The sequence below is a fragment of the Streptococcus sp. 3705 genome (assembly GCF_013277145.1).
Taxonomy (GTDB): domain Bacteria; phylum Bacillota; class Bacilli; order Lactobacillales; family Streptococcaceae; genus Streptococcus.
On sequence record NZ_VMMJ01000011.1, the window covers coordinates 21,638 to 48,580 of the forward strand.

Here is a 26,943-nt window from a genome sequence, read left to right on the forward strand (position 1 = left end):
ACTGACACCCAAAATCTTAAGCATTAAAGCTTTCAGTCAATTGAGGTACCACTTGTTTCTTACGTGAAACGGCACCAGCAAGGAAGGCATGATTGTTTTCAAGTTTGAAGTTGAAAGCCGCTTCGACCTTGCCCATATTGGCACCAAGAGCCAAGATTTCTGAGTTTGAGTTGACGATATCTGTAATCATCAAGACAAAGTCAGAGTAACCGTTTGCTTCGTTAGCAGCTTGCATTGCAGCTTCAATTTCTGCTTGACGTTCCAAGACTTCAGCGATGTCAACTGTGTTCACTTGGGCAACACGGACATTATTTCCGTTCAATTCAAAAGTTTTAGCATCGATGTCAATCAATTCGTCAGTAGATTTGCTAGCCAAGTTTGTACCAGCTTTCAACATAGCTAAACCATACTCTTCCAAGTTGACACCAGCTAATTCAGCCAATTCAGGAGCAATAACCTTATCTGTTGGGTGTGTTGTTGGTGATTTCAAAAGAAGGGTATCTGAAATCAAACCTGAAAGCATCAAACCAGCAATCTCTTTAGGCACAGCTACACCATGTTCTTTGAACATACGGTAAACGATTGAAGACGCTGAACCAACTGGCTCCAAACGCATGTAAAGTGGGCTTGCAGTCTCAAAGTTAGCCACGCGGTGGTGGTCCACCACACCATAAACTTCTACTTCAGCGATATCTGATACAGATTGTTGGAATTCATTGTGGTCAGTCAGGATAACTTGCTCTGCGCCTTCTGCTTTAGCAGAAGTGATAACACGCGGTGCTTCCACACCAAAATAGTTCAAGACAAAGGCTGTTTCTTCATTTGGAGTTCCAAGGGCAACAGCTTCCGTATCCAAACCGTAAGCTTCTTTTGCAAGGTAGGCAAAAGCTACAGATGACCCGATGGCATCTGAGTCTGGATTTTGGTGACCAAATACTAGAATCTTAGACATGATAATACCTCATTTTGTTTATTCTCTTTATTGTAGCATTTTTTTCGCTTTTTGACAAAAGTAAGAGGAGTCAAAGGACTCCCCGCTACTCTTCAAAATAACTGAGTAAATTTCTATCTTGATTTTCAGATAAAAATATTTCCTTCTGTGGCCTCTTCTTACGCTTGAGAAGGGCTTCTGCCGACATGGCTTCTTCCTTACTGGCAAATCCTTCTGCATAAATAAGTTTCACTGGTAAGCGAGCCCTAGTATACTTGGCTCCCTTCCCACTATTGTGGACAGCAAGGCGTCTCCTCACGTCAGTGGTATAACCCGTATAGTAGGAACCATCACGGCACTCCAGCACATACATATAAGCCTTATAATCCATAATAAATCTCTTCGAGTTCCGGCGTATAAGAGCCATCATCATTGTGAACAATGAGAGGTGGTAAGACCTTAAAGCCACTTGTTGAACCATCCTTGATAGCTTCAATCAAGAGCATATTGGCTTCCTTTTCTTTTTTTGGATAGACAAATTGCAGACGCTTAGGGGCTAGATTATGCCGTTGTAACGTATCCAGAATGTCCAAGAGTCGGTCAGGACGATGAACCATGGCCAACCGTCCATTAGACTTGAGAATACTCTGGGCACTACGACAGATTTCCTGCAAATTGGTCGTGATTTCATGGCGCGCCAAGAGATAATGTTCACTCTCATTTAAGTTGGAATGAGGATCCACCTTGAAATAGGGCGGATTACACAAAATCATATCCACCTTACTTCCCTGGATGTAAGCAGGCATATTTTTCAAATCATCACAGATGACCTGCATCTGCTCCTCTAATCCATTCAAACGGACAGAGCGCTCAGCCATATCCGCCAAACGCTCCTGAATCTCAACAGCCAAAATCTGTGCCTGAGTACGAGTGCTAGCAAATAGCCCCACTGCTCCATTTCCAGCGCAGAAATCCACTATCAAGCCCTTTTTAGGAAAACGTGGAAAACGTGACAAGAGAACACTATCCACCGAATAGCTAAAAACCTCTCTATTTTGAATGATTTTGATATCTGTTGAGAAGAGCTGGTTAATGCGCTCCCCTGATTTTAATAATTGTTCTTCTTCCATGGTTCTATTATAGCAGATTTATATTAACATTACAAAAAATATAAAATTCTAAACTACTTCTTCTTTTTTAAATGGTGCAAGGCTTCTCTAGTCCAAATTGGCATCATTCGTTTAAGAGGCGCAAAGCCGTAGTTAAAACGGTCGCTTGAAAAGCGTCTCCGTCTCGGAAACTGGTGCTTTTCTTCCTCCAAAGTGCGGATAGAAAGACTAGCTTTCCCTGTAAATTCATCTAAATCTACTACCTGAACCTGAACCTCTTCATCGACTTTCAAGGCTTCATGGATATTTTCAATAAAGCCTGTCCGAATCTCTGAAATGTGAATCAGCCCCGTATCACCCGTCTCTAGCTCAACAAAGGCACCGTAGGGCTGAATCCCTGTAATACGCCCCTTTAGCTTATCACCGATTTTCATCTTAGTCCTCGATTTCAATTGTTTCAATCACGACATCTTCAACTGGCTTGTCCATAGCCCCTGTCTCAACAGCAGCAATGGCATCCAAGACAGCGTAAGATGCTTCATCAGCTAACTGTCCAAAAACCGTGTGACGGCGGTCTAGGTGAGGTGTCCCACCTTGGTTAGCATAGATTTCTGCGATCGGTTCTGGCCAACCACCACGAGCAATTTCTTTCTTAGAATAAGGCAAATGTTGATTTTGCACGATAAAGAACTGGCTGCCGTTGGTATTTGGACCTGCATTGGCCATAGAAAGGGCACCACGGATATTGTAAAGTTCTTCTGAGAATTCATCCTCAAATGATTCGCCGTAGATGGACTCGCCACCCATACCAGTTCCAGTTGGGTCTCCACCTTGAATCATAAAGTCCTTGATAATACGATGGAAAATGACACCATCATAGTAACCATCTTTTGAAAGAGCTACAAAGTTAGCCACTGTTTTAGGAGCATGTTCAGGGAAAAGCTTGATACGCAAGTCTCCGTGATTGGTCTTAATAGTCGCGATAGGACCTTCTACTGTTTCAATGTCTACTTGTGGGAAATGCAATTCTTTTTCTACCATACCAAATCCTTCTAAGGCATCAAAAATGCCATCTTCTTCTAATGTTTTTGTAATATAATCTGCTTTTTCTTTGATGTTATCATGAGAAATTCCCATGGCAACGCTGATTCCAGCATAATCAAAGAGTTCCAAGTCGTTGAGCCCATCTCCAAAAACCATGACGTTCTCTGGTTTCAAACCAAGGTGTTCCACAACCTTTTCCACACCCGTCGCTTTGGAGCCTGAAATTGGCACAATATCAGACGAATGCTCATGCCAACGAACCATGCGAAGTTTGTCTGAGAGACTGTCAGGCAAGTGCAAGTCATCTCCCTTATCTTCAAAAGTCCACATCTGATAGATTTCTTCTTTCTCATGGAAATCTGGATCCACATCTAAATCAGGATAAATTGGATTGATAGCCTCACTAATCATATCTGTACGAATAGACAACTTGGCATCATGACTCCCAACCAAGCCATACTCTATTTCCTCTTGCTTGGCCCAAGAGATATACTCCTCAACATCTGACTTCTCAATCTGATGTTGATAAATAACCTGACCTTTTTTATCTTCGATATAAGCCCCATTTAAGGTCACAAAAAAGTCAGGATTCAGTTCACGAATTTCTGACACGACACCAAAAATCCCTCGTCCAGAAGCAATACCTGTCAAAATTCCTTTCTCACGTAATTGCTTAAAAACAGCTGGGATTGAAGCCGGAATAAAACCTGTCTTGGAATTCCGCAATGTATCATCAATATCAAAAAAGACAATCTTGATCTTCTTTGCCTTATATCTTAATTTGGCATCCATCTCACTACCTCTTTCAATCTAACTCTTTCCATTATACCATAAAGTAGAGAAATCCCACATCCCCAATAAAATCCTTGTCTCTTATCCGAATTCTTTTACTAGATACAAAACCAAATCATCATTATTTTGGCTAGTTGCATTCATTTCCAAGGGTTGATTTCGATACCAGACACCTGTCCCATCTGGAATGTAGCCCCGTCTGATATACAATCTCTGGGCAGGGCCATAGCCTAAGTGCAAACCTACACCAAGAGTGACCTTACTCGAAACAAACTTGACTCGTTTTTCTGCTTCTTCTAGCAATTGATTCCCAATCCCTTGATTTCTAAAAGGCTCAAACACATTAAAATCTGATAATTCTGGATAGACTTCTGCAAAAGGACCATGTTTAGCAGAGGGCAAAATGGTAACGTAGCCCGCTACAGCACCATCAATCTCTGCAACTAAGACTTCTCTCTCTCCACTTTCCTGCTCCTTGAAGTATCGAGTTAAAATCTCCTCTCTACCAGGCCAACCTTGATTCATAAATCCATGAGATAAGGATTCAATATCAGACTTAATCATATTTCTAATCGTACAATTCATCTTTGACTCACCCACCTTTACTCTTTCTATTACCATTATAGCACGCCAAGGTCAGAAAAAAACTATCTAGTGAAAAAAGACCCAACCGGGTCTGAAAAAGAGGTCCACTGGACCTCAACTCGCTCTCTCATTTCAAGGCTCATGAAAAAGAGGTCCACTGGACCCAACTCGCATTCTCATTTCAAGGCTCGTGAAAAAAAGACCCGTCGGGGTCTGAAAAAGAGGTCCACCCGGACCTGAAAAAAAGACCCAACCGGGTCTTTTCTTTAATCTTCGTTTACGAAAGGCATCAAAGCCATTACGCGAGCGCGTTTGATAGCTGTTGTTACTTTACGTTGGTTTTTAGCTGAAGTTCCTGTTACACGACGAGGAAGGATTTTCCCACGTTCTGAAACGAAACGGCTAAGAAGCTCAGTATCTTTGTAATCAACATATTCAATTTTGTTTGCTGCGATGTAATCAACTTTTTTACGGCGTTTGAATCCGCCACGACGTTGTTGAGCCATGTTTTTTCTCCTTTATAATTTTAGTTGTCCATTAGAATGGTAAATCATCATCTGAAATATCCAATGGATTTGTTGCTCCAAATGGATTTTCATCACGTGAAAAGTCTGGTACTGAATTTGTAGGCACTGAATAGTTTGCAGTTGGTGCAGAGTAAGCTCCACCTGTATGACCCTCACGCACACTACGGCTTTCCAACATTTGGAAATTCTCAGCCACGACCTCTGTCACGTAGACACGTTGTCCTTGCTGGTTATCGTAACTACGAGTCTGGATACGACCTGTCACCCCGATAAGTGAGCCTTTTTTAGCCCAGTTAGCAAGGTTTTCAGCCTGTTGGCGCCACATAACGACATTGATAAAATCAGCCTCACGTTCGCCATTTTGACTCTTAAATGTACGGTTTACTGCAAGAGTAAAAGTCGCAACTGCTACATTCGATGGGGTATAACGCAACTCAGCGTCACGTGTCATACGCCCTACAAGTACAACATTGTTAATCATAGTTTACCTTCTTACGCGTCAATTTTGACGATCATGTGACGAAGAATGTCAGCGTTGATTTTTGAAAGACGGTCAAACTCTTTAAGAGCTGCATCGTCGTTTGCTTCAACGTTAACGATGTGGTAAAGTCCTTCACGGAAATCTTGGATTTCGTATGCAAGACGACGTTTTTCCCAAGATTTTGATTCAACAACAGTTGCACCGTTGTCAGTCAAAATAGAGTCAAAACGTGCTACCAAAGCGTTTTTAGCTTCTTCTTCAATGTTTGGACGAATGATATAAAGAATTTCGTATTTAGCCATTGATATGTTCCTCCTTTTGGTCTAATGACCCCAAGACTTTGCAAGGGGTAAGTGAGGTTCGCTCACAATAAACTATTATACTAGAAAAAATTTTTTTACGCAAGTAAAAACACCGAAATAAAAAAAGAAGATGACGAATCATCTTCTCAAAAACTATGCGTTTTTAGTCCTCTTTTTTCTTGCGAGCAAGAAGTCCAAATCCACTTAGGGATCCAAGAAGTCCAAGCGCTGCGAGGCTAGCGTTAGCTTCTGTACCTGTGTTAGGCAATTCTTTTTTACCATCAACGTATTTAGGTGTTGCTGGCATTTGAGGTTTAGCTGGCTGTTCAGGTATTGCTGGAGTTGCTGGCTCTACCGGTTGTGCTGGTTGAGTCGGTTCAACCGGTGTTGGAGTTGGCATCTCAACTTTGCGGAAGATATGTCTGATATTTCCATTTGAATCTGTGACAGTCTTCACATATTCGTAACCTGGAATGTCTTTCTTAGGTTGGTTACCCTCTTCGCTTGGTGAAACTGGTTTACCACTTTCATCTACAAATGATGTTGTAACTTTTTCGTAGATGTGTTTTGTATTTCCTTTTTCATCAATTTCAGTTCTAACAACATTATAGCCTGGAATTTGTTCTGAAGGTTTAGTTCCATCTTTAGGTGGAAGTAAATCTGTTTCTTTGCCATCTTTTTCGATAACTACATATCTAGTATCTGGGCGAACAGTTGGAATATATTTAGCTGTCACTGGCGTTCCGTTCTTATCAACACGTTTAACCGTTACTCCTGTAGCTTTTCCTACAAAGTTTGGTTCTGGAGTAAACGTTACTTTTCCATTTTCATCGATTTTGTACGTTCCTTCTCCTGAAACTGTCTTCGTTGTTGTTTCATCATCGAATTTTGGTTTTACAGCTTCATCGATTTCTACTGGTACTTCTTTTCCGTTAAGTGTTACTTTTCCACCTGTAAATGTTGGTGTTCCTTCTTGAGATTGTCCTTTTGGACCTTCTGATTCAGCATCTTTAGAAGTTGGTGATACCGGGATTACTACTGGTATGTATTTAGCTGTTACTGGTGTTCCGTTCGTATCAACACGTTTAACCGTTACTCCTGTAGCTTGTCCTGTAAATGTTTTTTCTGGTGTGAATGTTACTTTTCCAGTCTCATCGATTGTGTATGTTCCTTCGTTTGGAACTGTCTTCGTTGTTGTTTCATCATCGAATTTTGGTTTTACAGCTTCATCGATTTCAACAGTTTTTTCTTGACCGTTAATCGCTACTTTTCCACCTTTAAATGTTGGCGTTCCTTCTTGAGTTGCACCTTGAACATTTGTTGTTACTACATCTGAGCTTGTTGGTGTTGCTGGTCTTACAACTGGTGTGTACTTAGCTGTTGCTGGTGTTCCATTTGTATCTACACGACGTACATCAATTCCTGCAGTTTTACCTGTGAATGTTTTTTCTGGTGTAAATGTTACTTTCCCAGTCTCATCAATTGTGTATGTTCCTTCGTTTGGTACTTTAACAGATTTTTCGTCTGTAGGTTGTTTAGTCGCAGGATCGATTAATTTAGCTGGTACGTTGTTATCTAATGGAACTTCTACTTCTGTACCGTTAACAGTTGCTTTCCCTGTTATGAATACTGGAGTTGCTTCTTGCGTTGCACCTTGGACATCTTCTGTCACAGCGTCTGTTGCTGTTGGTGTCGCAGGTTTAACTGTTGGTGTGTACTTAGCTGTCGCTGGTGTTCCATTCGCATCTTTTGCTTCAACTATCGCTGGTACTGGTGTTCCTGCGAAATCTTTATTTGGTGTGAATGTTACTTCTCCAGTGGTTGGTTTGATTGTGTATGTTCCAACTGTATTTCCTTTAGCGTCTTTTGCTGGAATTGTTGTTTTATCTGTTGGATTTCCAGTTTCTGGATCTACTAATTTCGCTGGTTGGTCTGCATCAATCTTCATTGGAACTTTGTCACTACCTTGAGTGAATGTTGGTGTTCCACTTTGCTCAGCACCTTGAATTCCTTCTGTTGTTACTGGAGTTCCTGTTGGTTTGATTGGTGTAATAGTTGGTGTGTAAGTTGTTGTAACTGTCGTTCCATTTGTATCTGCCGCTTGAACAGTTACTGGTTTAACAGCTCCTACATAAGTTTTGTCAGTTGGTGTAAATACAGCCACTGCTTTTCCATCTACATTCTTAACTGTAAATTTACCTACTACTTTTCCATTTGGATCTTTTGCTTCTACTTCATCAGCTGGTTGTCCATTTTCTCCTAGTACCTTATATGATAAAGGATCGATTGCTGCTGTTTTTTCAGTTCCATTAACATCCGCTTTACCTGGTACGAATGTTACTTCTTTAGATTGTTCTACACCTTGTACATCTGTTGATGTAGCTGGATCTGCTGTCGGTGCTACACCTACGATATGTGGTGTGTAAGTTGTTTTAACAGTTGAGCCATTTACATCTTCCGCTTGTACATTTGCTGGTAATACCTTACCTGTATAAGTTTTATCAGTCGGTGTGAATGTTACTGTGTTTGTTGCTGGGTCAATTGAGTATGTTCCTACTTGAGTAACTCCGTCCTCTTTATAGGCTGGTACTGTCGCTTCTGTTGGTACACTTCCGTCAGCATTTACTAATTTAGCAGATCCTGCTTTGATTGCTACTGTTTTTTCTACACCTGAAATTGTCGCCTTACCTGGAGCAAATGCTACAACTCCTGTTTGCACTTCACCTTGAATATTTGTTGATTCTGCAGGTGTTGCTGTTGGTTTAACTCCTACGATTGTTGGAGTGTAAGTTGTTTTAACGGTTGTTCCATTTACATCTTCTGCTTGTACATTTGCTGGTAATACTTTACCCACATAAGCCTTATCCGTTGGTGTAAATGTTACAGTATTTGATGTTGGATCAATTGTATATTCTCCGACTTTGTTTCCATTTGCATCTTCAGCATTTACTGCAGTTCCTGCAGCTACTGGATTGCCTTGTTTATCAAGAAGAACTGCTGAATTATCTTTAATAGGTACTTCTACATCTCCTGCTGTGAATGTTGGTGTTCCTTTTTGTCTTTCACCTTGGATTCCTGTTGAAGTAGCTTCTTTAGCTGTTGGGGTTACGCCTGTTACTGTTGGTGTGTATTTCCCTTTTGATGTAACTGGAACTTGATTTCCTTCTGAGTCAGTTGCCATTACGGATACCTGTACATTAACACCTTTACCTTCTCCTTTAAATGTTGGAAGTGGTTTAAATGTTACTACACCTGTTGTTGAATCGATTGAATACGTTCCTTCTCCTTTGACTTCAACTTCACCTTTTTCATTAGCACCTTCTAGTGAGTATGCCGCTGTTGCCCAGTCTACATTAGTTCTATCTGGAGTGTTAGCTGTTGTATTTAATTCAGAGAAGCGATCTTTTCCTGATTTAGAAGTTTGAGTTTGTCCTTGTTTTCCTGTAGTCTCATCTGAAGATGGTGCAATTCCGTATACAGTTGGTGTATATGCATTTTCTACCGCTACTGTTACTGGAGTTCCTGATTCATCGTTGAATGTTACATTCGCTGAAACTTTCATCGGTGTAGCTGTTCCAACAAATCCTTCAACTGGTGTAAATGATACTTCACCTGTCGTTGGATCTACAGTGTAAGTTCCTTGATCAGTTGTTACAGATTCAACTTTAGCTCCTGTTTTTGGATTGACTAATTTGTAATCTGATACTGTAGTCCCTTCTTTTCCATCATTGAAATTATCTTCCATTGAGTCAGTTTGTTTTTGACCTTGAGCTCCTGATGATTTCTCTGGATCTGTTACTACGATGTAGTAAGTTGTTTCTGCTACTGCGTCTTCTGTTACTGCACCTGCATCTGTTCCATCTACTGTTGGAGTTGTTACAACACCGTTTGAATCTACTGCACTTACTGTTACTTTGTAGCGTCCTTTTTGAGATAATACATAAGCGTTAGCTTTAGCTAGGTTTGCTTCTGCAGCTGTTTTAAGGGCTGCACGTGCTATTTCTACTGTTTTTTCAGCTTCTAAAACTTCTTGGCGCGCTGTAGTCACTTTAGCTTTTGCTATAGGTAGTGATGTTTTCGCTTCATTTAGTTTTTCTTCTAATGATGCTTTATATTCTTTTACTAATTGGACTTTCTTCTCCGCTAAATCTTGCGCTGTTTGTGAAATAGTGCGTAGTTTTAAGTTAGCTAATGCTGATTCAGCATCCGCTAAGATTTTCACTTGACGATCTACTAACTCTTGAAGACGAGCAAGCTCATTTTCTGAAGTTTGATAATTCTCAATTGCTGCAGTTGCTGCTTTTGTTTTTTCAGCAGCAGTACGTTGAGCCTGGATGTAAGCAGCTTCTTCAGTTTGCGCTGTATTAAATTCCTTTTCACTTCCATCTGGTGCAGTTACTGTTACTTTTGTTTTGATAGTATCAGAATCTGTTGCTGATGTTTTATCATCGATTGTATCTGCAAATGCTACATTTGCTTTAGTAGATTTAATTAAGTCTACTGATGTACCTTTTGCTTCTGAATAACTTGCTGAAGTCCCTGTTGGTTTAGCATTTTGAATTGATGCTACATCTGTGGAAGATGCTTCACGGTATGCAATATACCCTTTAAATCCAGAATCTGTAGAAATCTTCCATCCTGCATTTGATTTTTCTGCAGTAACAGCCGAACCATCAGAAGCAGTCCATTTATCTGTTACTGAATCATAATTCACAGTTACAGTAACACCTGTTGTATCAGCTGTCTGAGCTTTTGGTAAAGTAGTAACTGTACGCCTTACATCATCCACCGATTTTACTTCTCCGTTTTTACGGATTTCTGCAACTTTTTCTGTTAAAGTAGCTGCATTTGAAGTTGTAGTCCATGTACGAGTAAATTCGTAAACGATGTAATCCACACTACCATCTGCTTTTGCATCTGTATAGACACGACGTTCTGTTAATGTTGTAGTTCTATCTACATTCTCTTTTAGTACATATGCATTTTCATTTGGAAGATTGTATTTACCTGTTGCACTATTGAAAGTAGCTGTATATTCATTATTATCTTTATCTTTTACTTTAACAACTTCACGCTGTAAATTTGCACGTACTTTATCTGTAGTAGCTTTTGCTGCAATACTATCAACACCAACGTATTTTGTAGATTCTGGTCTTACAGTTAAGTTAAGAGTTGAATCTTCTGTTGTAGATGCTACTCCTAATACCGTACCTTCTTGTACTGCTGTATTAGTAGTACCTGCATCTACTGTCCAGTTGCCATCTTTAACTACAAGTTTTGTAACTGTTCCATCTGGCATTGTAATTTCCGCTTTGTTAGCACCTTTTGAAATTGTCACAGAAACATTTGTTGCGTAAGCTTCAACATTCTTAACCGTAATCTTAGGTGCTACTGCAATTGTAATATTTTCATGAGCTTCTTGACCATACATATTCCAATCCTGATTTGTTGCATTGGTTGTATTATTGTAGTCTTTGGCATAAACAGCTGCTGTGAAAATACCAGCTTCATTTGCTGTTCCAGTAATCAGCCCTGTCTTAGGATCATAATTTAATCCTGGTACAACATCATTTATCGAAGTTTGTCTTCCTGTATAGTCACCGTTTAGGGATGTATGCGCTGTGAATGTTTGTGGTGAATTTTTAGTTTCTTTACTATATTCTGTAGTAAGTACAGTTCCATCTATTGCGGTGAATGATGCTTGTCGGTTATTTGACGGAGCTGTTTGTGATCCTGCTTTTAGCCTTTCACCATTTCGAGTATAGTTTGTTCGATTATCTCTAGTCACACCATCGTTATCAATATATTTAATATCATGGCTAACGTTATCCCCAATTGTAACTAACTTAGAAGACCCTTGAATAACCGGTGCAGATGAATCTTGCCATCCAACCCATCCTGCTGTTAAGTTACGAAAATCAATTACTTGAGTAGACTTATCTGGTTTAGTAACAGTAACTTGGTAACGCATATCATAAACACCATTTTGAAGACTTGATGCTACATATCCCTCAACTGTATCTGAGTTTGCATTATACACAGTACCAGGAACCATATTTGTAAGTTTTATGTCTGTAATACTATATCCTGCTGCTTCTGCTTCCGGTGATAACCTAAAACGATTTTTAGCATTTGTAATATATACATAATGATTTCCTTGTTCATAAGTATAACCATAGATTTCTGTAGCTATGTATTCATACGCTCCCCCAGCTCCCCATGTTGTAGGCCCATTAGCTTTTCCTGTAGGACGAATTTTATCTTTCCATAATTCTGCTTCTCGTCCAAGTTTCTGAGCTTCTGTTTTTGACAGAGGAATATCTGTACGTCCACTAGTCCCAGCTTTTCCATTAGCAGCTGCACGCACATCAGTGTTATCAGATTGATATCCATGAACATAAATTCTATATTGATTATTCCCATCTAATACTTGATAAGATTTACCTGTAGAACCAAGAAATTCACCATTTTTTTTTCTTAACTCTTTAGATGCAGCTGTGTACCCTTCATTAGCTGAACGTAAGTGTGAACCTTGGACTAGTTTTTTACCATTACGTTCATCTTTAGAACCAGTGTTTTCAATTGCGTTTGAGTCAGATTTTTTCTCAGTATTTTCCGCTTTCTTCCCTACAGTTTCTTTACCATTTGTAGTATCAACTGCTGGAGCTGCTTTTTTCTCAACTGGTTTGTTTTGTAGTTTTGAGTTTACAGTTGTTACAAGTTTGTTGTAAGCAGCTTTTAACTCATCTTGACTATTAGCACTTGAAAGAGCTGCTTTTGCCGCTTCCAAATCTGCATTCAAAAGAGCCAAACTTTCGTCTGTCTTGTTTGCATATTTGCCTGCAGCTATATTTTCTGCTACCTGGTTAACATAAGATTCTAATTGAGTCTTATCCAATTTCGGAGCTACTACTTCTTTCGGAGCTTCTTCTGCTTTAGTTTCTGGTTTAACTTCTGCAGCTTTTGTAGTCTCAGGTTTCGCTTCTGCAGTATCTTGATCAGTTTTTCCAGCTGGAGACGTTGCAGCTACTGATGCTTCTGCACCTTGAACTTCCGTTGCTGATACCGCACCAGCTCCAAGAAACATCAAACCAGCTGCAATTGCTACCGATGCTGCTCCAAAGCTATACTTCCGGATACCATAACGAATATATTTCTCCGTTCGAAAATCTTGTTGACCTCTCTTCATGAGATTCAACCTCCTTGATTTATTTTATTCGTGTTGATTTAAAGCATTAGGGCAAATAAAAAGCCCCCCCCCTTAAATTTTTTAGTAATATTAAGAGGAGAACATCTTAAAAAAGATTGCTATATGATTCTAAACACTATAGCTCATTATAACATTAACACTTGTTCCGTTCAAGTATTATAGCTGGTAATTATTGAGTTTGAATGAGTGTTTTTTAATTTTATTAGAAATCTTTCTATTTTTCATTAACGATGATCAATGCTTTAGTATAAAACCAATTTAAATACGCTTAAAGAGTATTGTATTGAAACACGTGCCCCTAAGAATAACAGCAGTAACTTAAATTTACCTTATAAGGAGATGTTTCGAAATCAAAAAAAGTTAAGACATAGTGTCTTCAACTTTTGGCTCCATAATATTTATAGCAGCTAAATCCCCTATAGAGATTATAGAGCCTATTTTGTTGTAGAAAAAAAGCCCCATAGGAGCTATCACGAAAAGCAACTAAACAACTCATTAGAAAGAATCAAATGGAACAAATACTTTTTATCACAAAATTACTGGACATTAAAGACCCTAATATCAAAATGATGGATGTTGTTAATAGAGTTTTACATAAAGAAATCATTGCTAAACTGGACTACGACGCCCCATCTTTCCCTGATTGCGGATGGAAAATGAAGAAATCTGACTTTCAAAAACTTTCTAAGTTTCTTTACCTTGAAACGACTTCTATGCTTAGCCGAATCCTTCAAATTTAAGCACTATCATTGCTTAAAAATGATGTGTCATAGTCTCCGGATAAATCTGAGCTAAGGCCTCTTCTCTTCTTTTTTTCCGATAGGCAATTCAGGAAACCAAGCAGAAGTAGAGCAATAGGGTGACTAGAATTCCCAATATCCTATAAGTTCTATCTAATAGTTTGCGGTAGCTTTGGGCCACTTTCCCTAGTGAATAGTGAGCCGCTAGGACGATATTTTCTGCCTTTGACTGACCATAGTCCGCCTGCTCCATATCCGAAAAAATATGAGGGACGAAAATCAGTTCTTTTTCTAAAAACCCTAACTTAATCAAGTCTTTCTTCCAATCAGGACGAAGCTGAGGACTCGATACAAGGTAAACATATTCCAAACCCAGATGTCGTGCGATACGTGCTCGATAGACCTGGGGGCTCTCAAAGCCATAGCGATGGATTTCCTTGGCTGGATGAATGGTGACAATTCTCGACATGCTATAGACTCTTTCTCTCTTATTTTCTGCTTACAAAGGAAAACCACCCTCACAAAAAGGCGAGGGTGGTTCATCCGTTACAATGCTTGGGGATTTCCTAGCAAGTTCCCCATCAAAAGGACTTTATGTTATGCTATCACAAAGACTGACCATCTGCAAGATAGACTGACTTAGACAGGATAGCTTGAGGGAGTTTTCTTATTGTTTGTAAATCGATTCTCTGAAATCATCTGTGCTACGTAGGTAGGCATTGTAGATTTTTTGTTTTAACAAGTGTACCCAACTTGCAGGAGCATGGCTTGTCGTACGATCAATGTTAGCCACATCTTTTGCCACTGCTTGATCGATCAGTTCTTGCATTTGGGCAGCTGAACGGATTGTAATCTCCTTGCTACTGTTTGGCACACCAAGTTCGTACTGAATGGTAATTGGTTTCAACTGTTCTTGCTTACGAATACGTTGATGAAACATATCCTTCTTGAAATCAGCCCATGAAGCGTATTGGTTGTCAAAGACATTTTTCAAGACGAGGCTATCAGTGATGAGGCCAACATCTTTTCGGTGCCAATCTGAATAGGTGATATCACCATTTCGTTTAGCTTCTTCTGCATATTGGTTGGATACATATGGTAAGAACCCATCTTGGTAACCTTTTTCTGCTAACAATTCATAGGCCGTCTTTCTAAACATGATGTCACCAGGCGCACCCTTTGGATTGCTGAGGGCAGCATAAATCGGTGAGAACATGTTGATAAGATGATAGCCATTACGAGTATAGTCACTCTTATCACGGTAAGCTCGACGGTTGATGATATCATTGTCAATCAAGGCATCAAGACTAGTTAGCTTACTTACTTCAGCATCTGTCAATGGGCGAACAGAGTTTCCAGCATGCGTTTGTTTATGGTACTTGTCCTCAATGTAGAAATTCTCTATTTTTCTAAACCATTTTTTCTTAACATCATTAGACTTAGTTAGAATGGCATTGGCTTCCATAGCATCCAAGGTGTACAAGACATCGTACATACCGTGAACATACTCTTGCAAGGCTGCAGCTGATGTGAAGCGACTTGTCGGGTCATAAGTATGCAAGCGAGTTAGGGAATCCTTATCCCCTTTATAGAGAGTATTCAAGACAATAGCATCCTTATCTAGGTTGTCAGCAGATTGCAACAGTCCTAAGGCATACAACTCTGCTCCCAATCCTTCACGACGACCTTTTCCTTCAAAGTAAATATGTCCGTCAGAATTATGAACCATTTCATGGGTATAGACAGATGTTCCGTACTTATCCAACAAGCGGTCGCTGACATAGTGAACCTCTGAACCATTGGCATAGGCTCCGGCGCCTTTACTCTCCCCATACCACTTACCAGTAGGTCCAAAGAAATTGTAAATAGAAGCAATTGCCTTATCAGACAGGGTAGCCCAGTAATACTTGCTATTGCTATCTTTCATACCAAAGCCATCTGAAACCATAACTGAACGGAAGAGTTTTTCTTTGTATTCTGGTGAAAGAAGATGATACCAGATATCATAGTGGTCTCGTTGCCATTCAGCTGACTGGTCTACCTTACCACGAACATACTGACGGAGTTCTTCTCCGGATAAGACTGTATTATTGACACGGTCACGGTAGCGTTCGTAGCCACCAAAGGCCAAGGTAGAAAGGTTTGAAATCACATAAACATCCTCTTCTGGCAATGTCAATAGCGGTAGGAGCATATTTTTTAATTTCCAACTTGGTGCCGTAATACGGTCATAGACTCCCAGCCTATAGTTACTATCTGGTGTAGCTGACTCTTGTTTGGTACGCACTTCTGGAATAGCCGACTTACTCTCTACGATATAGGCCTTAGTATTTGTCTTCAACCATTCATTATTTGTTTTAGTTGGTAGGAAAAGTTTTCTGTAAGACTCTAGTAAATCAGTCACTGTCTTGCGACCTTTTGCAGCAGCCAGGGTTGTTTCATAGGCACTTGGATTATTTGATGCCTTAAGATTTTCCATACCACTCTGACCTAGGGCAATGATGGTATCCAGGGTTGAAGCTGTGCTATTGCCATCAAAGTCAAACTTATAGGTATTGAGATCCTTCGTATTGATGTGATCATAGTTGATATTGTACCAGCGATTGAGGTAGGTCAAACCAAGCAAGAAAGCTTCCTTGTTATTCTCGATTTTTTCGCTGATGTAGGTTGCTACACTATCTCCCATCGTATTGATAGACTTGTCCATGGCTAGCACTTTCCGGAGATGTTCACCGATATTGGCCTTAACTTTTTCAAACTCTTTGTCCAAATATAGCGGATCAAGTGAAGTATCTGCCTCAATGCCAAGAACTCTTCTCATAGCTACTGAGTCATATTCGACTCCTTGCAAATCTGCTAGAACTTGATCGGTCACTTTCGTATAGTCAGATAAAAAGACCTCCGGTGTAAAGATAAAGTTTTTACTTGCTACGCTGTATTCTGCAATCTGTGTATTTTTGAAATCTTCTTTGTAGGTGACATCCAGATAGCTGATTGTATTATCAGCAAAATGCAACATAAGCTTATTGATAGCTGCTTTATTGGCCTGAATATCTGTGATGATATCATTGTTCTTCATTGGTACAACATCCAGCAGCTCTGTGGAGTAGAGCTTATCAGTAGGATCGACTTGATTTCCATAGTGAACCACTAACTCTTTGTTGTAGAAAGGCATCAATTTCTCAATATTGTGATAAGCAACTTTTCGACTAGCTTGGCCTTGGCTTAACCGAGTATAGTCCACACTGTGCTGATTGGGCTTGAGTGTTTGACCTGTATCGTCTAGCGTCACTGTCATACCATATGACTGAACCTTTTCTCTAGCCTGATCTTGGGTGATTGGGGTCGCATAGAGATCTACCTTCTTGTTATCAACGGTAGTGCTAGCGTCTTCGATGTCCGCTCCCTTATATTGGTCTCCTGTGATGGCATAGCCATCTCCAGTATTGACCATGCTAACGACATGATGGATACGGCCATTTTGCCATGTAGAACCTGCTATACCTCCGACGCGTGGGTAGGTTGTCGTATTGAGAATGGTTCCATTTGCTAGCGCATGAGAGACCAAAGCACCACCTTGAACTTTCCCTACAATACCTCCAGCAAGTTGGTCATTGTTGCGGGCATTGCTAGAAATACTTGCATCAACAGCTACCTTATCAATCTTAGCCTTATTACCAGATAAGAGTCCTGCTATACCTCCCACATAGTAAGGAGAAGAATCCGCATGTTTAGCCTGAATGCTACCTGTAAAGGAACTATTGGTTATTTCTGTATCTTGAGCCTTGGCTACCAAACCTGCAACTGACTTGCTACCTGTCAATTGACCTTCTACAGCTACATTACTAATCTGGCTGTTAGTAGCCAATTTTGCTAGGCTGGCTGTGTCTTCTTGACTCTTAATCGCTACCGCTTTAAGATCAATATCTTTCACAGTAGCCTTGGTCAAGTTATCAAACAAGGCTGTTTTAAGGTCATAAATCGCAAACGGTTTTCCATCACTCGCACCGATAAGATTACCAGTGAAAGTTCCTGTCACATAGCTGGTTTGTCCCTTAGCTAAAGAAACCTCATCAGCTGTCATATCAGTTCCAAGTTTAAAGGTTCCAGCGAGATTGTCCTGCATGGCAGCAATCAGTTTCTTGAAGGAAGTATAAACTCCATCCTTGGACTGTTTTTGCTTATCAACTGTGAAACTATAGTTATCCTTGTATGTTGAACCTTCTTCTTGAACTAGTTCATTAAAGGCAACGGTTATCTTGTATTTCCCGTCAGTTGTTTCCTTAATAGAGCTAACTGGTAGCAGCATTTCCTTCATCTTGTCTGATTTGACTTTGACAAAATAAGGGGACAAATCACTTGGTATTTCTGATAAATTCAAATAACGACGGTAGTGACCATCTTCCTTACCATAGAGACCGACTTCATCTATATCTTTGATTTCAATTTTCTTATAGTCTAACTGAAAATCTTTCGTCGATACTTCTGTACTTTCCTGATCAGATTGACCTAGATTATAGGTTAGATAAGTCTTAATTGTATAAGGAGTATAGTAGTCCAAGCCATCAATCGTTTGCTGGACTGATGGATCTTTCAAATTCACCTCTTTGACCAATGTTCCATTTTGGTAAATTTGGGCCTTAGCCTTAACAAAAGCAGACGTTGGATCATCTAAGTGATAGTTGACTGCTACTGCTTTTTTGCTCTCCTCTTTAACAAGATTAGTGATTTCAACTGTTGGTTTGGTTTTAACAAGACTACCAACCTTGACAATCTCTTTGGTTGGCTCTAGTTCTGTACGTGAGATTTCCTTACTAGCTTCTACCTTACCATCTACGAGATAATCTTCATACTCGATTGTACGTAAACCGTCTTTCCCTTTCTGAGCAATTTCTCGGCGATTTTTTAAGATAGTCGCATCTTCGATTTCTTCAGTTTCATGAGGAATAGTTTCTGTTACTGTACGATGACTACTTGTCAAAGGCAGTTCAGGGAGGGCCTCTGCTACAGCAGCCTCACCTTCGTGACCTGACTCTTGCGTGCCTTGGGTACTGATGGGGCCTGTATAAGTCGGTGGTTCTGCTTGGACTAGAGCCTCCCCTTCATGACCTGACTCTTGTGTACCTTGAGTGCTGATTGGGTCTGTATAAGTCGGTGGTTCTGCTTGAACCAGTGCTTCTCCCTCGTGACCTGACTCTTGCGTACCTTGGGTACTGATGGGGCCTGTATAAGTCGGTGGTTCTGCTTGGACTAGAGCCTCGCCTTCATGACCTAGCTCTTGCGTGCCTTGGGTACTGATTGGGCCTGTGTACGCTGGTTGTGCTGGTTGAACCAGTGCTTCTCCCTCGTGCCCCAACTCTTGCGTACCTTGAGTGCTGATAGGTTCTGTATAAGTCGGTGGTTCTGCTTGGACTAGAGATTCGCCTTCATGACCTGACTCTTGTGTACCTTGAGTGCTGATTGGGTCTGTATAAGTCGGTGGTTCTGCTTGGACTAGAACCTCGCCTTCATGATCTGGCTCTTGTGTACCTTGAGTGCTGATTGGGTCTGTATAAGTCGGTGGTTCTGCTTGGACTAGAGCCTCCCCTTCATGACCTGACTCTTGTGTACCTTGGGTACTGATTGGACCTGTATAAGTCGGTGGTTCTGTTTGGACTAGAGCCTCGCCTTCATGACCTGACTCTTGTGTACCTTGAGTGCTGATTGGATCTGTGTACGCTGGTTGCGCTGGTTGAACGAGGGCTTCGCCCTCGTGACCGGGTTCTTGAGTTCCCTTTGCTTGCACTACAGTTCCATTACTCTCTTGCGACTGAGACTCTACATGAGAATGCGTTCCCTCTTGTTCTCCCTCTGTTTTTGGTCTTGTCGGAGCTGGCTGGACTGGATTTGTCTGTTCTTGATTCCCACCAGTTTGGCTTGAATTTGTTACAGATTCTGGATCCAGTCCTTGTTTTTGGTCTGGTTTCTCATCTTTTACAGCATGACTATCCTTACTATCCTGACTCTGAATAACTTTCGCTTGCTGACTAGTAGCCTTATTTTTAGGATACACAGTCGTTACTGCTGAGCTATCTTCATTTTTTATGTTAGACTTGCTGTCATTTGACTGCTTGACAAATTCAGTTCTAATAGTCAAAGCTGCTGAATGAGTAGTAGCCACTTCTTGAGATTGAATGTTTTCTGATTTAAATTCTTCCTTTCCAGTAGATTCTGCTGGTTTGCTAGTTATCGGTACAGAAAGAGCTGGCTTATTTTCCACATATCCTAGATAAGTATAACCAGGAATATCAACCGGAGCTGGCAAGGCATCTCCTGCCTGGACCGATAGTTGGGTGTTATAGGCAGCTAGTGTCTCGCTAGTCAAAGCAAGAGCAGTTGGAGACAGCAACTGACTGCCTAGACCGCTTACTAACAAGAATCGACTAATCTTGCTCTTGCCATCACGCCCCTTAAGAACTACTACGACCAATAAACTAAGACCTGCCACCAAGGCAACAGTCCCTAATGGAGAGCTAGTCCCCGTATTGGGCAATACTTGATTTGCTCGATAAACCAGATAGTAGGTAGCGTCTGTTTCTTCCGCTACTTGTGGTAGGGATGTAACCAAGAGAGTCTTCTCTTCATCAGTTAAATCCGACTCTAAAACGTAATTATAGCTAACGGTATGAGATTCCTGGGCAGATACAGTTTGTAGGGCAGTTCCCATCAAAAAGAAACACGCAACAGCTACAGATACAAGGCCAACTGCCAATTTTCTTAACGAGAAGTTCTGTCTTTCTTCTCCACTAGTTTTGAAATTCATATTCCCCTCTTTTTGCATTTTTAAATTAGTGTATTCATTTATAGTAAAACATACAACTCTTCCCATTATACATAAACTTTTTAAAAGATTCTAGGAATTGATATGCAATTGAATGGATATGGAAAATCAAGTAACTAAGTAATTAACTGATTTGAAAGAAGCTGAGCCAAAGTTCCCACCACACTTTTCTCAAAATTTTTCAGAAATAAACTGTCAACAAAAATGAAGAGAAGCACTATTACTTCTCTCCGTCTTTAAAAGGCTCTATACTATTTGTAGTGGGTAAATCCCCTATGGATATTATGGAGCCTATTTTGTTGTAGAAAAAAAGTCCCATAAGATCTATAATGAAAAGCAACAAAACAACTCATTAGAAAGATTCATATGGAACAATTACATTTTATCACAACATTACTAGACATTAAAGACCCTCACATCAAGATTGTAGATATCATCAATATGGATACACATAAGGAAATAATCTCTAAACTGGACTACGATGCCCCATCTTGCCCTGATTGTGGAAGTCTAATGAAGAAATATGACTTTCAAAAATCATCTAAGATTCCTTGCCTTGAAACGACTGGTAGGCCTACCAAAATCCTTATTATTATTTAAATAAACACCTTCGCTTTCAGATTTCTTGTCTTAGGCTGGAATAGTTTCCTAGAATGAAAGTCACATAATCAAAAAAACGAGCACTTTCGTACTCGTTCTCTGATATAAACTACTGATTAAAGTGAGTTTACGTCAACTTTGATACCAACACCTTGAGTAGTTGTGATAGTCAAGTTTGTTACGTAAGTTCCTTTAGCTGTAGCTGGTTTTGCTTTTTGGATTGTTTCGTTGAAAGCTTTGAAGTTTTCAACCAATTTTTCAGCTTCAAATGATACTTTACCGATGATTGCTTGAACGTTACCTGCACGGTCAGCACGGTAAGTGATTTTACCACCTTTAGACTCTTCAACTGCTTTAGCAACATCCATAGTTACAGTACCAGTTTTAGGGTTTGGCATCAAGTTACGTGGTCCAAGGACACGTCCAAGACGTCCAACAAGAGCCATCATGTCAGGTGTAGCGATAACTACGTCGAAGTCCAACCAACCGTCGTTGATTTTAGCAACAAGGTCATCTTCACCAACAAAGTCTGCACCAGCAGCTTTTGCTTCTTCAGCTTTTGCACCACGTGCGAAAACAAGAACGCGTGAAGTTTTACCAGTACCGTTTGGCAATACCATTGCTCCACGGATTTGTTGGTCAGCTTTTTTAACGTCGATGTTCAAGTTGTAAGCAACTTCTACAGTTGCGTCAAATTTTGCAAAGTTAGTTTCTTTTGCAAGTGCTACAGCTTCTTCTACGCTGTATGCTTTTGTGCTGTCAATTTTCTCAAGAGCAGCACGAAGTTGTTTGCTTTTTTTAGCCATTTTCTATTCTCCTTGTAAGTGGTTCAATCGATTTTCATCTCCCACGTCACTTCTCGAAATGATGAAGTCTTGCGGGTTATATTGGGGGTGTTATTGATTAGTCAACAACAGTGAATCCCATAGAACGAGCAGTACCTTCGATCATACGCATTGCAGACTCTACGTTTGCTGCGTTCAAATCTGGCATCTTAGTTTCTGCAATTTCTTGTACTTGCGCACGAGTAACTGTAGCAACTTTAGTTTTGTTAGGTGTACCTGATCCTTTTTCAACACCTGCAGCTTTTTTCAAAAGAACAGCAGCTGGTGGTGTTTTAGTGATGAAAGTAAATGATTTATCTTCGTAAACTGAGATAACAACTGGAATGATCATACCAGCTTGGTCAGCTGTACGAGCGTTGAACTCTTTTGTGAATCCCATGATGTTGATACCAGCTTGACCAAGAGCAGGTCCAACCGGTGGAGCTGGTGTAGCTTTACCAGCAGGGATTTGCAATTTTACAAGTTTTTCGACTTTTTTAGCCATTTTTAAATCCTCCTTTGTGGTTTTGGCGGTAATTAGAGATTTTTACCTCCCACAAGTATGTTTTTCACATACCCATCTATTATACACTATTTATCTGGAATTGCAAGAGAAAAGTTTATTTTTTAATCGACATAATCTCCGCCTTCAAAGCCGTAGTATTCTTCCAAACTGAGACCACTCTCAGCAATTTCTTTAGCTTCTTTTCCTACATAACGCAGGTGCCATTCTTCAGCCATATAGCCTGTTTCCTTTTCCTTGCCTTTGAGATAACGGACAACAAAGCCATAATCAGCCGCATGGTCCAAGAGCCATTGGGCTGCTTTTTCTTCTGTTACCAAATCACCATCAGTCCCAATCACATCAAAGGCCAAGCCTGTCTGGTGTTCGCTATAGCCAGGACGGGCAGAGTAACGGTCAGCTGCTGCTTTCCCGTCTTGATTGACATAATCTTGGTAGAGCTTGGTCTGAGTTTCATAACTTCTAAAGCCACTGTAATGGTCACTGATTGGGAAACCTGCATCTTGCATGGCTTTGATGAGTTTGACTAACTCAGCCTTGGCTGTTGGATTTTCCCCCGGATTGTAGTCTTTAGACAATGGATAGTGTTTGTTGGCTACGATGATTTCATCGTATTTCCCTTGGATGCTGTAGTAGTCACCTTTATTAACCACTTCTGCTTTCTTCTGGGCAGCTCCTTGAGACTTACTTCCTACTGTTCCATCAGCTTTGGCTGTCTGTTCTGTCTTAGCTTCTCCGTCTTCATTTTTTGCTTTTTCTTGTGAACAAGCTGCTAGACTCAAGGCTAGCAAAGCTGTCAAGACAAGGTATCTTTTTTTCATTTCTACTCCTTTATTTCTAATAGTTTATCTACTTCTGACGATAAACATTCGACTAATCTTTTAATCTCTTCCGGTTTTACTTGGCAAGTTTCTGCTGTCATTTCTTCAAAGGGAACCCACCAGACTGGACCACGTCCCTTGAGACCGTGACCATTCATATCACCTCTTCGTCTAGGGAAAAGGTGCCAGTGGAGATGGGCATCGCCATTTCCTAGCAGTTCGATATTCATTTTCTCAGCAGCAAAGGCCTTGGCAACCGCCTCTTGGACTAGACTCATTTCTTCGAGAAAACGGAATCTTGTTTCCTTTTTCAAATGGTGCAATTCCGTGACGTGTTCCTTGGCTAGAAAGAGACTATAGCCTGCAAAATACTGGTGATCTCCAATGACCACATAGCCTGTTTCCAACTCTTTGACAAAGTAGGGATTTTCTCCCTTCTTGATGAGCTCAATTCTCTGGCAAATCAGACACATATTAGTCTACCAACCCACTCTTAAGATAAGCATCAACCATACGCTCCGTTGCAACCACCGAGTCAATGTGTGTTCGTTCGTAAGAGTGACTTGATTCAATACCAGCACCAAGCAGAGCGTGTTTGACTTCTGCACCTGCGGACATAGCCGCTGAAGCATCCGAACCATAAAATGGATAGATATCCAGCTTAAATGGAATATCTTGCTCTTTCGCCAAGGCAACCAAGTGTTGACGGAAGTCATAGTGATACGGGCCTGAAGCATCCTTGACACAGATGGATACTGTGTACTCATCTGTCTGCTGGTCATCCCCCATAGCTCCCATATCCACAGCCAGATATTCTACTACCTGATCAGGAATATTAGAGTTAGCACCATGGCCTACTTCTTCAAAGACTGAAAAAGCAAAATGAGTTGTTACGGGCAATGCAATCTTCTCTTCCTTATAAATACGAAGCAGGTTAAGCAAAATCGCTGCGCTGACCTTATCATCCAAATGACGAGACTTGATGAACCCTGTCTCTGTCACGACAGTTCGTGGATCAAAGCTGATAAAATCACCGACCTCAATCCCCAAGGCACGAGTTTCTTTTTCATTGGTCACTTTTGCATCCAAACGCACTTCCATATTGTCCTGCGTGCGTTCTGCAGTTCCTGCATCCTTGTAGACATGGCAAGAAGTTTGGTGGATAAGGATGGTTCCGGATACCTTTTGACCTGTGCTAGCCACATGAACGGTACAGTTTTCTCCTTCAATCATGTTCCAAGGAAAACCACCGATACGATCCATTTTGAGACGGCCGTCTGGTTTGACAGCACGGACAATAGCACCCAGCGTATCTACATGGGCAGTCACATAGCGATGTTGTTCATCATTTTGACCTTTGATGGTCACATTGACACCACCCTTGGCTGTGCGAGCCGGCTGGTAACCAAAATCTTCTAAAGTCTTGACCAAATAGTCCGAAATCTCACGAGTGAAGCCTGTTGGCGATGCAATAGCTGTTAGTTCTTTGATATATTCTACTGTTTGATTCATTTATTTACCTCTTTTGCTACCTATTATAACACATTTATCATCGGATAAAAAAAGAAAATCACTCCTGTAGACTTGGCTACAAAAGTGATTTTATACTCAATGAAAATCAAAGAGCAAACTAGGAAACTAGCCGCAGGTTGCTCAAAACACTGTTTTGAGGTTGTAGATGGAACTGACGTAGTCAGTATCCTATACATACGACAAGGCGACGTTGACGCGGTTTGAAGAGATTTTCGAAGAGTATTAGTGATTATTCCATTTCAAAAACATCACTTTCTTGCTTGTTTGGCAGAACCAATGAGAGCAAGATTCCGACAACGGCTGGTACTAACCATGGGAGAGATGCCTTGGCAAAAGGAAGAGCGCTGACAAGATTTGCAAGAAACTCAACCTTAAACGAGCTTCCTAGTACGCTTGCAATGGCAATAGCTGTAACCATAGCAATTGTCAACTGCATACCTGGTTTTGAAAGTGCCACAAATTTGTTGACAATGACAATCATAACGATGGCAATGGTGATTGGGTACAAGATAACCAGTACTGGAATTGAGTACTTGATAATCGCATCAAGACCCAAATTGGCAATGGCAAATCCAATCAAGGTAAAGGCTGTCGCATAAACCTTGTAGCTGATTTGTGGGAAGCGTTCATTAAAGAACTCAGCTGTTGACACAATCAGACCAACTGTTGTTGTGAAACAGGTTACGGTAACCATAGCTGCAAGGAAGAGTTGAGCTGTTGAGCCAAAGATTTCTTGAGTGGCTTGTGACAAGATGTAAACACCTGGTGTTCCACCCTTCATCGCCTCAGCTGGTACCGGGAAATGGTTCCCAAGGAAACCTAAGCCGATGTAAAGAGCGCTGAAGGCAAGGGCTACAACGATACCAACAACCCAAATAGTCGAAATGTACTCTTTCTTACTTGAGAAGCCAAGTTGTTTCAAGGTTTGAACTGCGATTACGCTAAAGGCAACTGAAGCAAGAGCATCCAAGGTATTATATCCTTCTAGGAAACCTGTCCCAAAGGCAGAAGCTTGATAAGCGGCTGAAGCAACTTGAGGACTTGTTCCACCGTATTTGAAAGCTCCCAGAACAACCAAGATAACGATCAAAATCGCAAAAACTGGCGTTAAAATACGGCCGATACGGTCTAAGATTTTTGATGGATTAAGCGAAATCAAATAGGCTGCTGCAAAATACAGAACCGTAAAGACAATCAAACCAAGACCTTTATTTGCATCCGACAAAAGGGGGCTAATCCCTACTTCGTAAGCTGTTGTAGCAGTACGTGGGATAGCAAAGAATGGACCGATTGACAAGTAAAGAACTGAGAGGTATAGAGTCGCAAACCAAGGCGCTATCTTTGTTGAAATCTCGTAGATATATCCTTTAGGATTTAACGTTCCAATAATCAGAGTCAAGACGGCGATACCGACACCTGAAAAGACAAAACCTGCGATGGCAGGAAGAAAATGTTCTCCAGATAGAGCACCCAGAGAAGGCGGAAAAATCAAGTTCCCCGCACCAAAAAATATTCCAAACAGGAGTAAACCTGTTAGGGCACCTTTTTTAGCCATGAAAATCTCCTTCATATTTATAAAATACTGACCTAGTATATCATGAATAGGAGTATGAAAAAAGCTTCACGAAGTAAATATTGAATGTTTTCAAGATTCTTAAAAATGAGAATTATCTAAAAATAAAATTCCCCTACCCAGTCCACACCAAGTAGGAGAAAATTATAATGTTTACAGTTCTTCAAAGGCAGTCATACCACCTTGTACATTGATAACCTCATAACCTTGTTCTGATAAGAATTGGCAAGCATGCGCCGATCTCATTCCAGATTTACAAATAACATAATGTAACTGGTCCTTGTCCAACTGATCATAGATATCGGCTAATTGACTCAGAGGAAGATTCTGAGCACCTTCTAAATGAAGAGCTTCAAACTCATCCACTTCTCTCACGTCCACTAAAGAAAGTTGGTCGTTTTGGTAAAGCTGGTAAAATGCGTCAAAGGTAATTTCTTTCATTCTTTTTCTCCTAATACTCTTCGAAAATCTCTTCAAACCACGTCAGCGTCGCCTTACCGTGCGTATAGTTACTGACTTCGTCAGTTC

The 26,943-nt window shown here is 40.6% G+C and carries 19 protein-coding genes and 2 pseudogenes; 2 read left to right on the plus strand and 19 right to left on the minus strand.

Annotation, left to right across the window (positions count from 1 at the left end; translation table 11 throughout):
• Nucleotides 1-16: 16 nt before the first annotated feature.
• From HT714_RS03420 to HT714_RS03465, 10 genes are all read right to left on the minus strand, one after another.
• Nucleotides 17-952, minus strand: coding sequence for a manganese-dependent inorganic pyrophosphatase (locus HT714_RS03420; RefSeq protein WP_173225472.1), 936 nt, complete (start codon nt 950-952; stop codon nt 17-19).
• Nucleotides 953-1,037: 85 nt separating this feature from the next.
• On the minus strand, nt 1,038-1,322 hold the full coding sequence (locus tag HT714_RS03425; RefSeq protein WP_173225475.1) for a GIY-YIG nuclease family protein: 285 nt from the start codon (nt 1,320-1,322) through the stop codon (nt 1,038-1,040).
• Nucleotides 1,312-2,061 carry a tRNA1(Val) (adenine(37)-N6)-methyltransferase gene (locus HT714_RS03430; protein ID WP_119942151.1) on the minus strand — a complete coding sequence of 250 codons (750 nt, stop codon included), beginning with the start codon at nt 2,059-2,061 and terminating at the stop codon, nt 1,312-1,314. The genes HT714_RS03425 and HT714_RS03430 overlap by 11 nt, the downstream gene beginning before the upstream one ends.
• A 53-nt stretch (nt 2,062-2,114) precedes the next feature.
• Nucleotides 2,115-2,474 carry a S1 RNA-binding domain-containing protein gene (locus tag HT714_RS03435; RefSeq protein WP_119942147.1) on the minus strand — a complete coding sequence of 120 codons (360 nt, stop codon included), beginning with the start codon at nt 2,472-2,474 and terminating at the stop codon, nt 2,115-2,117.
• A gap of 1 nt (nt 2,475) precedes the next feature.
• Entirely contained in the window at nt 2,476-3,876 is a 1,401-nt protein-coding gene (locus HT714_RS03440) for a bifunctional Cof-type HAD-IIB family hydrolase/peptidylprolyl isomerase (RefSeq protein ID WP_100104449.1), read from the minus strand.
• An 81-nt stretch (nt 3,877-3,957) separates the two neighbouring features.
• A complete protein-coding gene (locus tag HT714_RS03445) occupies nt 3,958-4,461 on the minus strand; it encodes a GNAT family N-acetyltransferase (protein ID WP_173225478.1) in 504 nt (167 codons plus the stop codon).
• Nucleotides 4,462-4,727: 266 nt separating this feature from the next.
• Nucleotides 4,728-4,967, minus strand: a complete 240-nt coding sequence (rpsR, locus tag HT714_RS03450; RefSeq protein WP_000068664.1) for a 30S ribosomal protein S18 — start codon at nt 4,965-4,967, stop codon at nt 4,728-4,730.
• 31 nt (nt 4,968-4,998) lie between these two features.
• A complete protein-coding gene (ssbA, locus tag HT714_RS03455) occupies nt 4,999-5,469 on the minus strand; it encodes a single-stranded DNA-binding protein SsbA (protein ID WP_112444282.1) in 471 nt (156 codons plus the stop codon).
• An 11-nt stretch (nt 5,470-5,480) separates the two neighbouring features.
• Nucleotides 5,481-5,771, minus strand: a complete 291-nt coding sequence (gene rpsF, locus HT714_RS03460) for a 30S ribosomal protein S6 (protein WP_166731100.1) — start codon at nt 5,769-5,771, stop codon at nt 5,481-5,483.
• A gap of 163 nt (nt 5,772-5,934) precedes the next feature.
• Nucleotides 5,935-12,960, minus strand: coding sequence for a YSIRK-type signal peptide-containing protein (locus HT714_RS03465; protein WP_173251495.1), 7,026 nt, complete (start codon nt 12,958-12,960; stop codon nt 5,935-5,937).
• A 530-nt stretch (nt 12,961-13,490) separates the two neighbouring features.
• Between HT714_RS03465 and HT714_RS03470 the strand changes: the two are divergent.
• Nucleotides 13,491-13,746, plus strand: a pseudogene (locus HT714_RS03470) (ISL3 family transposase); the annotation flags it as partial.
• Nucleotides 13,747-13,809: 63 nt separating this feature from the next.
• On the opposite strand, the gene HT714_RS09630 reads toward HT714_RS03470, so the two are convergent.
• Both HT714_RS09630 and HT714_RS03480 read right to left on the minus strand, forming a co-directional pair.
• Entirely contained in the window at nt 13,810-14,190 is a 381-nt protein-coding gene (locus HT714_RS09630; protein ID WP_240146928.1) for a hypothetical protein, read from the minus strand.
• A gap of 198 nt (nt 14,191-14,388) precedes the next feature.
• On the minus strand, nt 14,389-20,523 hold the full coding sequence (locus HT714_RS03480; RefSeq protein WP_173227288.1) for a ZmpA/ZmpB/ZmpC family metallo-endopeptidase: 6,135 nt from the start codon (nt 20,521-20,523) through the stop codon (nt 14,389-14,391).
• A 384-nt stretch (nt 20,524-20,907) separates the two neighbouring features.
• On the opposite strand from HT714_RS03480, the pseudogene HT714_RS03485 reads away from it, so the two are divergent.
• A pseudogene (locus tag HT714_RS03485) lies at nt 20,908-21,132 on the plus strand (ISL3 family transposase); the annotation flags it as partial.
• Between the two features lie 125 nt (nt 21,133-21,257).
• On the opposite strand, the gene rplA reads toward HT714_RS03485, so the two are convergent.
• From rplA to HT714_RS03520, 7 genes are all read right to left on the minus strand, one after another.
• Nucleotides 21,258-21,947 (minus strand): 50S ribosomal protein L1, encoded by a 690-nt coding sequence (rplA, locus tag HT714_RS03490; RefSeq protein ID WP_001085675.1) that lies wholly within the window; start codon nt 21,945-21,947, stop codon nt 21,258-21,260.
• A gap of 97 nt (nt 21,948-22,044) precedes the next feature.
• Nucleotides 22,045-22,470 (minus strand): 50S ribosomal protein L11, encoded by a 426-nt coding sequence (gene rplK / locus HT714_RS03495; protein WP_001085807.1) that lies wholly within the window; start codon nt 22,468-22,470, stop codon nt 22,045-22,047.
• Between the two features lie 122 nt (nt 22,471-22,592).
• Nucleotides 22,593-23,309, minus strand: a complete 717-nt coding sequence (gene ldcB / locus HT714_RS03500; protein WP_173227286.1) for an LD-carboxypeptidase LdcB/DacB — start codon at nt 23,307-23,309, stop codon at nt 22,593-22,595.
• Between the two features lie 2 nt (nt 23,310-23,311).
• Complete coding sequence (locus HT714_RS03505) at nt 23,312-23,782, minus strand: HIT family protein (protein ID WP_173227283.1); 471 nt, start codon at nt 23,780-23,782, stop codon at nt 23,312-23,314.
• Between the two features lies 1 nt (nt 23,783).
• Nucleotides 23,784-24,821: a M42 family metallopeptidase gene (locus HT714_RS03510; RefSeq protein WP_173227281.1), complete on the minus strand. Its 1,038-nt coding sequence runs from the start codon at nt 24,819-24,821 to the stop codon at nt 23,784-23,786.
• 250 nt (nt 24,822-25,071) lie between these two features.
• Entirely contained in the window at nt 25,072-26,397 is a 1,326-nt protein-coding gene (brnQ, locus tag HT714_RS03515; protein ID WP_173227280.1) for a branched-chain amino acid transport system II carrier protein, read from the minus strand.
• A gap of 171 nt (nt 26,398-26,568) precedes the next feature.
• The gene (locus HT714_RS03520) at nt 26,569-26,856 is read right to left on the minus strand and encodes a rhodanese-like domain-containing protein (protein ID WP_173227278.1); all 288 of its coding nucleotides are present in this window, start codon (nt 26,854-26,856) and stop codon (nt 26,569-26,571) included.
• Nucleotides 26,857-26,943 lie beyond the last annotated feature (87 nt).

Excerpts from the sequence above, each read along its gene's own strand:
- HT714_RS03420 (WP_173225472.1), bottom strand. The coding sequence starts at position 952 with ATGTCTAAGATTCTAGTATTTGGTCACCAAAATCCAGACTCAGATGCC.
- HT714_RS03425 (WP_173225475.1), bottom strand. The coding sequence starts at position 1,322 with ATGGATTATAAGGCTTATATGTATGTGCTGGAGTGCCGTGATGGTTCC.
- HT714_RS03430 (WP_119942151.1), bottom strand. The coding sequence starts at position 2,061 with ATGGAAGAAGAACAATTATTAAAATCAGGGGAGCGCATTAACCAGCTC.
- HT714_RS03435 (WP_119942147.1), bottom strand. The coding sequence starts at position 2,474 with ATGAAAATCGGTGATAAGCTAAAGGGGCGTATTACAGGGATTCAGCCC.
- HT714_RS03440 (WP_100104449.1), bottom strand. The coding sequence starts at position 3,876 with ATGGATGCCAAATTAAGATATAAGGCAAAGAAGATCAAGATTGTCTTT.
- HT714_RS03445 (WP_173225478.1), bottom strand. The coding sequence starts at position 4,461 with ATGAATTGTACGATTAGAAATATGATTAAGTCTGATATTGAATCCTTA.
- rpsR (WP_000068664.1), bottom strand. The coding sequence starts at position 4,967 with ATGGCTCAACAACGTCGTGGCGGATTCAAACGCCGTAAAAAAGTTGAT.
- ssbA (WP_112444282.1), bottom strand. The coding sequence starts at position 5,469 with ATGATTAACAATGTTGTACTTGTAGGGCGTATGACACGTGACGCTGAG.
- rpsF (WP_166731100.1), bottom strand. The coding sequence starts at position 5,771 with ATGGCTAAATACGAAATTCTTTATATCATTCGTCCAAACATTGAAGAA.
- HT714_RS03465 (WP_173251495.1), bottom strand. The coding sequence starts at position 12,960 with ATGAAGAGAGGTCAACAAGATTTTCGAACGGAGAAATATATTCGTTAT.
- HT714_RS09630 (WP_240146928.1), bottom strand. The coding sequence starts at position 14,190 with ATGTCGAGAATTGTCACCATTCATCCAGCCAAGGAAATCCATCGCTAT.
- HT714_RS03480 (WP_173227288.1), bottom strand. The coding sequence starts at position 20,523 with ATGAATTTCAAAACTAGTGGAGAAGAAAGACAGAACTTCTCGTTAAGA.
- rplA (WP_001085675.1), bottom strand. The coding sequence starts at position 21,947 with ATGGCTAAAAAAAGCAAACAACTTCGTGCTGCTCTTGAGAAAATTGAC.
- rplK (WP_001085807.1), bottom strand. The coding sequence starts at position 22,470 with ATGGCTAAAAAAGTCGAAAAACTTGTAAAATTGCAAATCCCTGCTGGT.
- ldcB (WP_173227286.1), bottom strand. The coding sequence starts at position 23,309 with ATGAAAAAAAGATACCTTGTCTTGACAGCTTTGCTAGCCTTGAGTCTA.
- HT714_RS03505 (WP_173227283.1), bottom strand. The coding sequence starts at position 23,782 with ATGTGTCTGATTTGCCAGAGAATTGAGCTCATCAAGAAGGGAGAAAAT.
- HT714_RS03510 (WP_173227281.1), bottom strand. The coding sequence starts at position 24,821 with ATGAATCAAACAGTAGAATATATCAAAGAACTAACAGCTATTGCATCG.
- brnQ (WP_173227280.1), bottom strand. The coding sequence starts at position 26,397 with ATGGCTAAAAAAGGTGCCCTAACAGGTTTACTCCTGTTTGGAATATTT.
- HT714_RS03520 (WP_173227278.1), bottom strand. The coding sequence starts at position 26,856 with ATGAAAGAAATTACCTTTGACGCATTTTACCAGCTTTACCAAAACGAC.